Origin of the sequence: Streptomyces sp. NPDC045431 (assembly GCF_040646655.1) — a bacterium.
Classification (GTDB): domain Bacteria; phylum Actinomycetota; class Actinomycetes; order Streptomycetales; family Streptomycetaceae; genus Streptomyces.
This window is the reverse complement of sequence record NZ_JBEZAQ010000017.1, coordinates 134,786-148,721: the sequence shown is the minus strand read 5'-3', so window position 1 is coordinate 148,721 and position 13,936 is coordinate 134,786. Positions and strand designations below refer to the sequence as shown.

Annotated in this window: 7 protein-coding genes; 3 read left to right on the top strand and 4 right to left on the bottom strand. The window is 67.2% G+C overall.

The window, feature by feature from the left end; translation table 11 throughout:
• The first annotated feature begins 1,056 nt into the window (after positions 1–1,056).
• On the top strand, positions 1,057–3,717 hold the full coding sequence (locus AB0A69_RS27660) for a Helicase associated domain protein (RefSeq protein ID WP_361427618.1): 2,661 nt from the start codon (positions 1,057–1,059) through the stop codon (positions 3,715–3,717).
• A gap of 101 nt (positions 3,718–3,818) precedes the next feature.
• On the opposite strand, the gene AB0A69_RS27655 is transcribed toward AB0A69_RS27660, so the two are convergent.
• From AB0A69_RS27655 to AB0A69_RS27640, 4 genes are all read right to left on the bottom strand, one after another.
• Positions 3,819–5,738: a hypothetical protein gene (locus AB0A69_RS27655; RefSeq protein ID WP_361427589.1), complete on the bottom strand. Its 1,920-nt coding sequence runs from the start codon at positions 5,736–5,738 to the stop codon at positions 3,819–3,821.
• Positions 5,735–6,154 carry a hypothetical protein gene (locus tag AB0A69_RS27650; RefSeq protein WP_361427586.1) on the bottom strand — a complete coding sequence of 140 codons (420 nt, stop codon included), beginning with the start codon at positions 6,152–6,154 and terminating at the stop codon, positions 5,735–5,737. The genes AB0A69_RS27655 and AB0A69_RS27650 overlap by 4 nt, the downstream gene beginning before the upstream one ends.
• A 133-nt stretch (positions 6,155–6,287) precedes the next feature.
• Positions 6,288–7,466: a dsDNA nuclease domain-containing protein gene (locus tag AB0A69_RS27645; protein WP_361427583.1), complete on the bottom strand. Its 1,179-nt coding sequence runs from the start codon at positions 7,464–7,466 to the stop codon at positions 6,288–6,290.
• Positions 7,467–7,772: 306 nt separating this feature from the next.
• Positions 7,773–9,971 carry a dsDNA nuclease domain-containing protein gene (locus AB0A69_RS27640; RefSeq protein ID WP_361427580.1) on the bottom strand — a complete coding sequence of 733 codons (2,199 nt, stop codon included), beginning with the start codon at positions 9,969–9,971 and terminating at the stop codon, positions 7,773–7,775.
• A gap of 263 nt (positions 9,972–10,234) precedes the next feature.
• On the opposite strand from AB0A69_RS27640, the gene AB0A69_RS27635 reads away from it, so the two are divergent.
• Both AB0A69_RS27635 and AB0A69_RS27630 read left to right on the top strand, forming a co-directional pair.
• On the top strand, positions 10,235–12,871 hold the full coding sequence (locus tag AB0A69_RS27635) for a TnsA-like heteromeric transposase endonuclease subunit (protein WP_361427577.1): 2,637 nt from the start codon (positions 10,235–10,237) through the stop codon (positions 12,869–12,871).
• A gap of 41 nt (positions 12,872–12,912) precedes the next feature.
• Positions 12,913–13,923: a TniB family NTP-binding protein gene (locus AB0A69_RS27630; protein ID WP_361427615.1), complete on the top strand. Its 1,011-nt coding sequence runs from the start codon at positions 12,913–12,915 to the stop codon at positions 13,921–13,923.
• The last annotated feature ends 13 nt before the right edge of the window (positions 13,924–13,936 follow it).

Below are 13,936 nucleotides of genomic sequence, written 5' to 3'. Positions count from 1 at the left end.
GTCCCGGTTGCGTTGATCAGGGCGCGCGTCGCGTACGTCCCCTCCGAGGTCTCGACCAGCAGCAGGCCGCCCTCGCCGCCGTCCCGCACCGCCGCGCGCAGCGCGGGGGTTGCGCTCCCGCTCCGCGGGAGCGCTGGCGGGACGCTGCGCGTCCCGCTCACCAAGCCCGCCACGCGGGCTTGGTGACGCTCCGTCTGCTGCGCTTCCGGAGCTGCGGGGCTTTGCCCCACTGGCCCTGGGCTTCGCTTCGCTCTGCCCTGGGTCGGCGGGTCCGCTGCGCTCCCCTGCCTCAAGGGCCCTTCCGGCTGCGCCTCCAGGACCCAAGGCCCGCTGGCGCGGGCCTGGCTGGCTACGAGGAGCGGGGGTCGCTCGTTCGCGCCGGGTTCTAATGTGGTGGCTGCCTCAGCTAGATGTAGCATGTATCGTTGGCAGAAATCGAGGACACCCCGCCAGTCACTCTGGATTCTCCCAACTTTCGAGAGGATGGCCAGATGTCTGGTCACCACGAATCGGCGGACCAGATCCCGCGCTGACGCAGTGCGAGGTGGTGGAGCTGGACGGCATGGCGCCGGCTTCTCGGGGTGTGCTGTGCTCGCGGGCGGCTGGGGCGAAGGGGTGATGGCGGTGAGCGAGGCCCTGGGGGCATCGCGGGCCGGGACTGCCACGGCGCGCGGCCGGTCGGGCGGGGCGGTTGAGCTGGCCGTACATTTCGCGGACGTGAGACAGGGTGGACGGGCGGACCTGGTGCGGCTGGAGGGGTTCGTTCGGGACCGTGCTACCCCGCACCGGTCTGCACACCATGGCGCGGCGCCGGGTGCTGGAGGTGCTGGGCGAGGCCGGCGGTCTGTGCGGCGCGGAGGGTGAACAGCGACGAGGACTGCATCCTCTGCGCGCTCGGTGTCGGGCACTACGGCCCGGACGGCCAGCCGCCCTTTAGGACGGAACGCCCGGCTGGCATAGGGCGGGTGCGTCGATCTGGAACGGCTCGGGTGCGGCCTGTATTCCACACGCGGCCATCGAAGGACCACAGGAATGGGAACCGGGGAGGGCTTAGAAATGCTTTTGATCCCGCTCAAGGAACACCAGGTCGACCAGAAATTGCGCTTTCGTAACTGGGTAGGATTTCCTGCAAGATCCTTTGTGCCTCCGGAGGGGGCACGTGCCATGGGGGTGTCCGCGACCGGGTCCGGTAAGACGATCACCACCGCTGCGTGCGCTCTGGAGTACTTCCCGGACGGCCGGATCCTCGTCATGGTGCCCACCCTGGACCTGATCGTGCAGAGTGCCCAGTCCTGGCGGCGGGTCGGGCACCGGGCGCCGATGGTCGCTGTCTGCTCGGTAGATAAGGACGAGGTCCTGGAGCAGCTCGGCGTGCGCACCACCACCAACCCGATCCAGCTCGCCCTGTGGGCCGGGAGCGGTCCGGTGGTCGTGTTCGCCACGTACGCCTCCCTGGTGGACCGGGAGGATCCCGAGGACCCTTCGGGTCGGCGGACGATGCGCGGGCCGCTGGAGACCGCTCTGGCGGGCGGGGAGCGGTTGTACGGGCAGCGGATAGCTCCGTTTGACCTGGCCATTCTGGATGAGGGGCACATGACGGCCGGGGATATGGGGCGGCCGTGGGCGGCGATCCACGACAACAGCCGGATCCCTGTCGACTTCCGGCTCTACCTGACCGCGACCCCGCGGATCCTGGCCGCGCCCCGGCCGCAGCGCGGGCGGGACGGGCGGGAGCTGGTCATCGCGTCGATGGAGGACGACTCCCACACATACGGCACCCGGATTTTTGATCTTGGGCTGGCGGAGGCGGTGGAACGCTCGATCCTCGCCGGTTTCGAGATCGACGTGCTCGAGATCCGCGATCCCGACCCGATCCTCGGCCTGTCCGAGGACGCGCTGCGTGGCCGGCGCATGGCCCTGCTCCAGGCCGCGCTGCTGGAGCATGCGGCGCAGCGGAATCTGCACACCACTATGGTCTTCCACCAGCGGGTCGAAGAAGCCGCAGCGTTCGCCGAGCAGATGCCGGCGACCGCCGCCGAGCTGTACGCCGCTGAGGCCTCCGCGGCGGCGCTGGCCGGGGCGGATGAGCTGCCCGCGTCATCGATCGACGCTGAGCTGTACGAGCTCGAGGAGGGCCGTCACGTGCCTGCGGACCGGGTGTGGGCGGACTGGCTGTGCGGGGACCATCCCATCGCGCACCGGCGTGCGGTGATCCACCGGTTCGCCAACGGTATCGACGCCCGGAACCGGCGGGTGCACCGGGCGTTCCTGTCCTCCGTACGCGCCCTCGGGGTCGGGGTCGACATCACCGGCCTACGTGGGGTCGAGGCCGTGTGCATCGTCGGCTCCCGCAGCTCCCAGGTCGACATCGTCCAGAACATCGGACGTGCCCTGCGCCCCAACCCGGACGGCACGACCAAGACCGCACGGATCATCATCCCCGTCTTCCTCCAGCCCGGGGAGGACCCGAAGGACATGATCGCCTCGGCCAGCTACCAGCCCCTGGTCGACATCCTCCAAGCCCTGCGCTCGCACTCGGAACGCATGGTCGACCAGCTCGCCTCCCGCGCGCTGACCCGCGGCGCCGAACGGCGGCGCATCCACGTGCGGCCCGCCCCCGCGGCCGGCCCGCAGAACGGGGACCTGTCCGAGGAGGCCAGCGAGGTGCAGCAGGAGGTCGACCGGGTCACCTCAGTTGTGGTCAACTTCGCCTCCCCCCGCGACGCTGCCGACATCGCCGCCCTGACCCGCTGCCGCGTCATCCGGCCCCAGTCCCTGGTCTGGCTCGAGGGTTATCAGGCCCTGGTCCGGTGGCGTGCCGAGAACGGGATCACCGGCCTGTACGCCGTGCCCTACGACACCGAGACCGAGGTCGGCACGACGAAGGGCTATCCCCTGGGCCGGTGGGTGCACCAGCAGCGCAAGGCGCTGCGCGGCGGCGAACTCGACCCCCACCGCAAGGACCTCCTCGACGAGGTCGGGATGGTGTGGGAGCCCGGCGACGAAGCATGGGAAAACAAACTCGCCGCACTCCGCTCCTACCACCGTGCGCACGGGCACCTCGCACCCCGGCAAGACGCGCTGTGGGGCGAGGGCGAGGCGATGGTGCCCATCGGACAGCACCTGGCCAACCTCCGCCGCAAAGACGGCCTCGGCAAGGACCCGGAACGGGCGACACAGCGTGCGCAGCAGCTGGCGGAGATCGACCCGGACTGGAACTGCCCCTGGCCCCTCGACTGGCAGAGGCACTACCGCGTACTCGCCGACCTCGCCGCCGACGAGGCCGGCGGAGTACTGCCCCACATCCAACCCGGGGTGCTGTTCGAGGACGATGACATCGGACGATGGCTGGAGCGCCAGAAGAACCCGGGCACCTGGAAACAGCTCTCCAAGGAGCAGCAGCAGCGGCTGTTGAAGCTGGGCCTACAGCCCGACCAGGCCCCGGCCCCCGCCCCGACGGCAAGCCACACGGCGAAGGGGCCGAGCAAGGCGCAGCAAGCCTTTCAACGCGGCCTCGCGGCCCTCACCCAGTGGGTCGAGCGGGAAGGCAATCGGCCGGTCCCACGCGGCGCGGTCGTCGAGATCGAGGTCGATGGCCAGGACGAGCCGGTGCCGGTGAAGCTTGGCGTGTGGGTCTCGAACACCAAGTCGAGGCGGGACAAGCTCACTCAGGAGCAACTCGTTGCCCTACGGGAGCTCGGTATCGCTTGGGCATGACTCTGGCACCGACCCATCGGTGCGCTAACCAGACAGCGCCGAGCCCGCAGTCCCCAAGGGAACGCCTGCCGGGACTGCGGGTTGCAGATTCGACTGGTGTCTCAGCTGCTGTCGCCACTCTGATCAATTTCTGCGTCCGGGGCCTCTTGCCCGGCGGTCGCTTCTGGGACGAGGCGATCGGTGTCCGACAGTTTTAGCGCGCGGTGAACTCCCGAGATGGGCGGGGGATCGTTGTCCGCCACGATGATCTGCAGGTCATCGATATGCTGGAGGGCAGCGCTGAGCAGGGTGGTGTACATCTTGCGTAGCCGCTCGAGATCGATGCCTTCGTGGCCGACGTTGTTGCTGAGGCCGTCGATGATCAGGATGTTCGGGAGCGGAATGCTGTTGTCACGCAGGGCAACAAGTTGGTGTGCGAGGACGTGCGCCACGTTGACGAGGACTTCCACTCCCTGAGAGCCGAGGTCTGAGAAGGACCGGCCGTCGACGATGGGCAGGTACGTCTTGCGACTGATGTACGTGCCGGCCGGTTCTTCGAATCGTGGGGTGTCGAAGGCGCGGAGGATCGTCTCGAAGGCTTCGTCGAGTTTCCGCAGTCGTTCTTGGACGGCAGGGTTGCTGTGCCTGGAAGCGTCGATGCTCGCGTTGAGAGATTCTTGTTCCTGCTCAAGCTCGGCGATGCGGCGTGCCTGCTTCTGGGAACGCTCGTACAACGACAGGGCTTGCTCCAGGCTGATCAAGCGTTCTTCAAGCCGGGCTTGTTCGGCGGCGGTGGCGCGGATGCGGTCGGTCTGATCGCTGACAAAGGCTGACGTGGCTCGGTCTAGCTGTGCTCCGAGGTCGTTGCGGAGACGGGCGTGGCCTGCGCGTGCGGCCTGGAGTTCTTCGATTCTTTTCGTGCTGCGTTCGATGAGTTGCTTGGTTTCCGAAACCTGCTCGATCACCCGGTCCTGCTCGCTGGCGAGGGATGACGGTGCCGCGGTCTGCGGAGGGGTCTGCAGGCACAGTCGGCAGGTGTGGTCGTCACCGCGCTCTGGGATGCCGGACCCGCAACGGGGACAGGTGTGGAACTCGAAGTCGTTGAGAAGCCGTTCCGCGACGAGTGCGCGGGTGAGGCGACGGCTTTGGGCGATGAGCTGGTCGTGTAGCTCGCGCAGGTTGGCTACCGCCGCAGATTCTGCGGCGGTGGCCATGTCGATGCGCGCGAGTTCGCTTTCAGCATCAGCAATCCGAGAGCGCAGGGTCACCGTGGAAGGGTCGGTGAGCTCACTCGTTAGTTGCTGATCCGCTGTGCGTGCCGCCCGAAGCTTGGTCTCAGTGGCTGTGCGCTGCACCTCCAGCTGGGCTTGTGAGCCGAAGGCTGTCTCAGCCAAGAGTCGTTCCAGGGTGACGGAGTCCGCAGTGAGGGCCTTGAGCTCCGTGGACACTTCGCGAAGCCGTTCCCGAAGTCCGGTGGATTCAGGGTCATGGATGCCGTACAAAATCTCGAAGACGTAGCGGCGTTTGATGTTCTTCGCGTGGTTGTCAGCGGTGCCGAAGACAGAAGCGTCGATCTCCTTCTGTCTCAGGACGCAGTACATGAGGTAGTCGCTTGCCGTCACGGGGACAAGCGGGCTCGTTTGGTCGGTTGGGGCTCGCGGCACCTTGATGCGAGGCAGGCCGAGGCGGTCGAGGAGCCAGTCGCGGAAGGTGTGGTCGTAGCCGGCCTGGAGTTCGCTGGCCGGCAACCGCCAGGCTTCCTCTTGGCCTCCGATCTCGGCGATATCGACCTTGGCGGTCGTCGTGGTGACAAGGGGGCGGACGATGCGGAAGCGGCGGTCGCCGATGAGTACGGTGCCGGCCATGGTGCGCCCTCGGAGCTCGGGGACGACGCTTACATCGGCGCCGAGCAAGGCCCGAAGGCAGCTGATCGTCGCCGTCTTGCCGCCGCTCATGGCGCCAGTAATGGCGTTCATCCCACGCTCGAACCGGATGCGGCGGCTGGTTCCGACCAGGTGCAGTTCTTCGATCCGGATTCTCACAGCTGTGTCCCCCAGTCCGCCTCGACGATGTCGGGGAACGCTCGATAGATCATGTCTTTGAGAGTGGTGCCGGTGAGGTTGAAGTGCCGGCGCAGGAGCCGGGCCCGATCGCGTACGGGGCGCCAGCTTTCGGATTCGGCAAGGGCTTGCGCGACCCTTCTTCCGGCTGGCGTGGTGCGGTAGGTCGCGACCGCGTTCTCGTGCTTGGGCTCGATGAGGCCCTTGCCTGTCAGAGCACCAAGGAGGGCGTAGTAAGCGGGGTCCCAGGGGCCATAGCGATAGCGGATCATGCTCTGCTCGATGGCTCCTGTCAGCCACGGATCGTCGCCTGGGTCGGCGTCGGGTCGGCGCTCGGCCATCAGATGGTTGAAGTGCTCGGGGTAGCGCAGGAGAAAGTCAAGTTTGGCGAGCTTCATCCTGCCTTCGATGCCTTTGGATGCTGCTGTCTCGGAGAAGGCGTCGATGAGGACAAGAAGCCTGGCTTGGGCGTCAGCGGAAGGAGGGAGTCCGTCTGGATACTCCGGGGGCGCGGTGGGGGGCGGGGCGATATCAGGCAGGAGACTCATGGCCAGTCCCCCAGTCGAAACGGCATTCGTCGGAGATGGCGCACGCCCGGCCCATGAGCAGCACGCCGTCCCGGGCATAGAGGGGCCAGCGGTCGTGGGTAGCGGCGCTGGTTTCGAGAGTGGTCTGGAGGCCGTCGAAGATGGCGTTCGCTGGGCGAGGATCTGCCGCGTGCCTGCGGATGGTACGGCGCGCGACCAGCAGCAGCCGCTCGTCCAGGTCCGCCTCGATGGCCGGGTCAGCCGGCCACGTGCCCAGGGACTGCTGCTTCATACGGTGAATGTCGGCATGCGCGCGGACCATCTGAGCTTCCTGGATTACATCGTCCGTCGCCGCGCCCCGGCGTAGCTTGCGGACCAACGCTGTCTCGACTCCGCTGAGACGCTGCGATACATCAGTCAGCAGTACGTGGTCAGGGCGCATCAGACGCTGTCGGAGGTCTGCGACGGTGCCGGGGCCGATGCGCTTCCTCAACAGTTTCGCAGGCAGGTCCTGCACCGCTAGCTGCTCGGCCCACCGCGGGCCCAAACGGCCCTGCATTGCCTCCCGAGTACGGCGTACGAGTTCGGTGTAGAGGCCGGTGATCTCCGCACCGGTCAAGGACGGGCCGAGCTCGTGGAGGAAGGCGGTGTTGCGCAGCTCGATGTCCTCGCGTCTGGGCAGTTCCCGGATGCGGACCAGGCCCAGGAAGGCTGAGACCTCCTTAACGTCAGCCTTCAGGTGGGCTGTCACCCGCTCCAGGCACCGCTCGTTATCCGCCCCTCCCCCACGTGCGAGAGCGGTGACGAGTGCGTCGGCGGGATCGAGGTAACCCTCCAGCCCAGCTGTGAGCCCGTATGAGAGCGCCTGGTCCTTCACCGCCCCGTACGTGCGCCACAAGCTCTTCAACGGTCCTTTGGCGAGAACGTCCGTAAGCGCCCAGGGCGTGGTCGTGTCCCGTGTCTTGATCTGCTGAAAATCCCAGAAGAGGCCGCCCTTGGTCTGCTCCTCGCTGCCGCGGGCAACGATGACGTCCTCGATGTGCTCGCAGGTCACATGGCGTACCGGCTCGTCAGCGAGCATTTCCAGGATGGCCTGCGCAGCCACATGAACCTGATACTCGTACCGCCGCAGCGTGACCGAACCAGAATCGTCCGGAGCAACGGTCTCAATCGGATCAGCCATATACCCCCCAGCCCGCTCTCCCCAAGCACGCAGCGTAAGCGGTACAACACTGGCCAGTCGATCACTTCGACGGAACTCGTGGAGCCACTGTTCCCTCACTGAGGACGGGTCCCTCTTCGGCGGACGCCTACGGCTCGGGCCTCCAGCTCATCACCACCGACAACGACACCGCCCCCTGGCCGGACGAAGCCTTCAGCACCATCGAAGTCGACTACGCCTGCCCATGGTTCCCAGCGTCACTCGACCCGGCCCCAGCCACACCGGGACGCGCTGAAGACGAGGTACCGGGCATAGTCGCGCCGCCCCCTACGTTGACCCGGCGGTGCCGGTCGCGCCCGGCAAAGGTGGTGAGACTGCCGAACGGATCCGGTGATCGACTCGCATCTCGTTGGCCAGTGAGGAGAAGTGGCGTGCGCAGTCGGGATGGTCGCGCAGCGCTCCTGCGACTGAGCCGGCGGCATCCCCTGTCAGGGTGCGCAGCCAGGGCCTGATCTCATCCTGCGGCCTCCACTGGTCCCACAAGGCGTCCCAGGTGAAGGCGCCGTTGCAGCAAACTTCCAGCAGATCCAACTGCGCAGCATTAGCGGCGTGGCGTGCGACGGTGAACAGCCACAGGATGACGGCGTCGACTTCACCACGCTCTATTGAGCGGTGTGTGCCCAGAAGGTCGGGCATCGCCCGGACAATCTCAAGGGCTCGGGGAGGGTCAGCCAACAACGCCGGCATGAGCGCCACAGGATCAACATTGAGAAGTACGTCGCAGTACAGAGCAGCGTCGTCGGGGTGGGTAGCCGCCAGGGCCACCAACTCCTCTGAGGCATTCGCTGCTCCATCGTTCAAAGCATCACGGAGCGTTTCGGCATGTACTACGGGCGGCGTGGGGGGTGTGTCGATCTCCTGGGCGATGAGGTCAAGGAACGCTTGCACCGTTGCCGGCCGTCTCCCAGGGTCCGTACGCGTTGCTCCTCGGACGACCGCGCGCCAGGGTCCAGAGTCCGGTATGAGTGGAATATTCTGCTGCGGGTTCCTGCGTGTGATCGCCCAGCCGATCAGCTGCCCCAAGCTGTAGACGTCAGTCGGCGGACCGGCACTGTGGGCATCGAAGCTCAACTCCGGAGCGGCAAAGCCCTCAGATCCCATGCTCGCCCCAAGCCGGGTGCGCTGCGCATGCGTGGTCTGGCCAGGCGGACGACGCACAATGCCCCAGTCGGCAAGAACCCATCGCCCATCAAGCCGAAGTACGTTAGACGGCTTGATGTCCCGATGTATCCATCCGTGAGGGGCGCCCGGTGCCTGCATCCCATGCGCAGCGATCAGCACCGAGCACAGGCTCTCGATCAGGTCCCGTAGTACGGCCGGATCCTTGAGGTCATCGAGACATTCCGTTGCGACAGCCTGCGCCTTGGGCATGACGAACCACGTGCCGTCGGCGCTGGCGTCCCAGACCGGCATCGCATTCGGATGGTCGCTCAGAAGACGGCCCACCTCGATCTCACGGGTCATCCGGGCTTTCTTGTCGAGGTGCGGGTACTGGCCGCGTAGCTTCTTGAGGACGACGGGCGTGCCGGTCGGCTTGTGCGTCGCGTAGAAGACGTCAGCCATGCCGTCCTCTTGACGGTGGAAGGGGAACTTCTCGCAGTCATAGTCCTTGCGCAGACCGCGAGCCTCGTACGGGGCTGCTGCGCCACTCCGCAGTTCACTGATCTGCGCTGTGTCGACTCCTCCGCGCTGTGAGAAGCCGGTCAACAGCATGCGATCAGGTAGTTGCAGGCGCTGACGGATATCGGCAACCGCGCTGGGCCCGATGCGCTTCCCCAGCAGCCCCGCAGGCAGGTCCTGCACTCCTGACTGCTCAGTCCACCGAGGATCCAGGCGGCCTTGCATCGCCTTCCTGACACGGTGCACTAGCTCGGCGTAGAGACCGTTAATTTCAGTACCGGTCAAAGGCGAGCCCAGTTCGTGAAGGAACGCGACGTTACGTTCCTCGATGTCTTCGCTCCTGGGAAGTTCCTGGATACGGATCAGGCCCAAGAAGGCAGAGACCTCCTTGGCGTCAGCTTTCAGGTGGGCAGTCACCCGCTCCATACAGTGCTCGTTGTCGGCCCCTTCTCCGTGCGCAAGAGCAGTAACGAGCGCGTCGGCAGGATCGAGAAATCCCTCAACGGCAGCCGTTAGCCTGTAGGAGAGTCCCTGGTCTTTCAACGTTCCATACGTACGCCACAGGCTTTGCAAGGGCCTCTTTGCGAGCACGTCTCTGAATGCCCAGGGAGTGGCCACTTCCCGCATCTTGATCTGTTGAAACTCCCAAAACAGACCGCCCTTGGCCTGCTCCTCACTGCGGGCGATGATGACGTCCTCAATGTGTTCGCATGTCACATGCCGTACTGCCTCATCAGCGAGCATCTCCAGGACGGCCTGTGCAGCCACATGAGTCTGGTACTCGTAGCCTCGCAGTGTCACCGAACCCGAATCGTTCAGGGCAGCAGTCGCAATCGGATCAACCATGTACCCCCCAGCCCACTCTCCCCAAGCACGCAGCGTAAGCGGTACTCGACTGGCGAGTCGATCACTTCGGCGGAACTCGTGAAGCCAGCATGTCCTTCCCTCACCGAGGTCTCCCTCTTCGGCAGCGGATTGCGTTCACCCGTTCGGGGTGGGAGCAGCCGGATCACGTACCCGGCCGCCCGGCATGCATTTGGCTGTCAGACGTGAGGCTACAAGGCGGCGAGGCAAGCGGAGAGTTCGCGGAGGTAGCCGAGGATCACCTGATGGCGCGCTTCGTCGATCCTGCGGGCGGTGACCTGCTGATGTGCTGGCGAGACGTCGCACGGGAGGTCGCGTTGGAGGACTGCGGTCCGGTGCGGCCCTTTCCCGTGCGCTCTGGCCGTCGTTTTGCGCCTGGTTGGTGGTGGTCGGCAACGACCGGGCGGCTGGTGCACTACGGGTCTGGTGTCATACGGAACCAGGTGATGCTACTGGACCGGGATCCTTCGGTCGTGGCCATTGCATGCCGCCCGGTGGAATTCACCTGGCGTAAGCGTGACGGAACCTGGGTGCGGCACGCACCGCATCTGATGGCCCGGCTCGCGGAAGGCAGGGGTCTGCTGGCGGACTGCGCCGGGCACGGGGACATCTCACCGCGCCTGGCCTGTCGGGCGGCGGTGGTGGAGGCCGCGGCTGCGGCAGCGGGGTGGCAGTACAGGGTTCTGCGCCCTCCGGATCCGGTTCTGGCGGCCAATCTGCGCTGGCTGGCCGGGTACCGGCACCCCCGCTACAGGGCGAAGCGGACCTGGACGGTGGTCATGCTGGAAGGGTCATGCGTACGGCTGGTCGACGCGGACAACTCCGTGGCCACTGTCCTGGCGAACTTCCTGTTCGCCGAACCCGACTTCGAAGTGGTAGGCGCCCCGCAGCGCAGCGTGCCTCCGTTCGGGCTCCTGGAGGAGCTGCCTGAACAGGTGCGCGCGCGTGCGTACGCCTGGGAGCGGCATGTGCGTGAGGTGGAGACCGGGTGCCCCGTTCCGGGTCAGGACCAGGTGCCGCGTGCCGAGTTCGATCCGGCCCGGCGCACCATGGCGGAGCGGGAGGAAGCCAAGGCCGCCGAGCTGACTGCGGCCGGGCAGCCGGCCAGTGCGGTGACGGTGCGGCGGATGCGGGCCCGCTATCGGGAGCAAGGCGTGTGGGGGCTGGTGGACGGCCGGGCCGCCCGGCGGCGCTCGCCGGTAGGGCGCGCGGACGAGCGGGTGGTCGCCGCGATCGAGCAGGCACTCCAGGCGCAGCGGGAGCGGTCGACCGGGACGCTGAGCCGGCTCCGGCGCACCGTCGGCTGGATTCTGGAGGACGCCCACGGTGTGGGGACGGTAAAGGTGCCGCCGGCCTCGACGTTCAACCGGCTGGTGCACGCCCTCGCGGACCGTCAGGGGCTGCTGGGGACAGCGGCGCAGCGGCGCCGTCACTCCTCACGGCCGGCTCCGCCGTTCACCCCGACGGTGGCGCTGCGGCCCGGTGAGCTGGTGATGCTGGACAGCACCCCTTTGGACGTGATGGTGGTCCTGGCCGACGGGGTGGTGGGTAAGGCCGAGCTGACGATCGCCCTGGATGTGGCGACGCGCAGTATCTGTGCGACCGTGCTGCGGCCGATGGGCACCGGGTCGGTGGATGCGGCGGTTCTGCTGGCGCAGATGGTGACGCCAATGCGGATGCGCCGAGGGTGGGAAGAGGCGCTGGCGATGTCGCGCTCCGTCATCCCCTACGAGCGGCTGGTGTCGTTGGACGCGCGGCTGGAGGGTGCGGCAGCCCGTCCGGTGATCACGCCGGAGACGGTCGTCGTCGACCAGGGCCGGGTGTTCATCTCCGCCTCGTTCACCGCGGCGTGCGACAGCTTTGGGGTGTCGGTGCAGCCGGCGCCTCCGGCCAACGGCCCGGCCAAGGGAAATGTCGAGCGGATGTTCCGCACCATCGGCGACCGGTTCTCCCAGTACGTGGCCGGTTACACCGGCTCCGACGTCACTCAGCGCGGCTCTCACGTCGAGGACGAGGCGTGCTGGACGCTGCCGCAGGTGCAGGATCTGCTGGACGAGTGGCAGGTCGCAGACTGGCAGCACCGTCGGCACACATCCCTGCGTCATCCTCTGGCCCCGAAGCTCGCGGTGTCGCCGAACGAGATGTGGGCCGCGCTGGTCGGCGTGACCGGCTATGTGCCGGTGCTGCTCAGCGAAGACGACTATGTCGAGCTCATGCCGGTCAAGCGGGTGGGCATCAACGATTACGGCATCCGCTTCGACTATCGCACCTACGACCATGAGGTCCTCAACCCGCACCGCGGGTTCCAGTCGACGGCCCCGGACGGGATGTGGGAGGTGCACCACAACCCTTATGACCCCCAGCAGATCTGGGTGCGGCTGCCTGGCGGCTGGGAGGAGGTGCCCTGGATCCACAAGGAGCGGGTAAGCCTGCCCTTCACCGACTTCACCTGGCGCCACATCCGCGCGACCGTCGAGCGCCGCGGCGACCGCGATGAGCACGAGCAACAGCTCGCCCAGGCCCTGGACCGTCTCCTGCGGCGGGCCGGTAACGGGGAAGGCACCCGCCGCGAGCGGACCGTCGCGGCACGCGCCAGCGCCGCAGCCTCCCTCGCCGAGCCCGTCCCAAACCAGCAGGAGCCGCCCGACCCTCTCACCGCCCCGACCCTCTCCTACGGCCTGGTCGGCGCCTTCACCCCAGCAAGCCTGGATGAGCCCGACGACGAAGAGTTCGAGGACGGCTGGGACGAGGACGAAGACCCGCTCGGCACATCAGACGATGCCGGCGGCGGCCCCGCCGGAGACGAGCAGCCATCCGGGCGGGCCGCAGTCCCCCGCCCGTCGCGGATCTACGATGCCCGCCAGGAGGCAACCCAGTGGTAGCAGTCCCCGAAGCCGGTCCCGTCCCGGACGAGGAGCAGCAGATGGCGGCCTATGCGCCACCGACCACGCGGGAGGGCTGGCAGCAGTTCGTCGGCACTCCCCCACTGCAGCCCCCGCCAGACGCCGGCGAGGACTGGTCGCTTGAGGAACGCCTGGACTATCACTCCCGGTTTGTCGTCCTGACCACCCCGGCTATGGAGCGCATCTCACTGTCGGTTCGGCGACTGATGCTCCTCAACCGCCGCCAGCAGGGCACCGCGCGCCGCGGACTGATCGTTTCCGGGCCACCCACCACCGGCAAGACCACCACCCTGCTGGAGATGGGCCGCACCTTCGAGCTCGCCGAGCAGCGCCGCCACCCCGGCCGCGCCGACCGGCTGCCCGTGGTGTTCCTGGCGGTGCCGCCCGCCTCCACCCCCAAGATGCTGGTATCGGAGTTCGCCCGGTTCCTCGGTATCCCCATCGCGGTCCGGATGAACCAGGCGCAGATCACCGACGCCGTCTGCCACCTTTTGTGCCAGCTGGGCACCGCGCTGGTCCTCGTCGACGACGTCCACCTGCTCGACACCCGCACCCGGGCCGGCTCGGAGACCTCCGACCAGATGAAGCACCTAGGCGAGAGGATTCCGGCGACCTTCGTCTACGCAGGCGTCGACGTCGAGGCATCCCCCCTGCTCAACGGGCCGCGCGGCGCACAGTTGGCAGGCCGCTTCACCCTGGTCCGCAACACCGCCCTGTCCCGCGGCACCGCCGAACAGCGCGCCGTCTGGCTGGACCTGGTCACCGACATGGAAAACGCCCTGCACCTGCGCCGCCACACTGGGGGCACTCTGGCCCGGCACGCCGACTACCTCCACCAGCGCACCGGCGGAGTCATGGGAAGCCTCTCCCACCTCATCCGTGAAGCCGCCCTCACCGCCCTCCTCGACGGCAGCGAGAAGATCACCAAACGGCTCCTGGCCGGCATCCAGCTCGACATCCGCGCGGAGCAGCAAGCCCGCCCGCCCCGAAAACGCCTCCCGCGCCCCCGCAACAACGGCACTGGATCCTGACGAGGCGGACCAG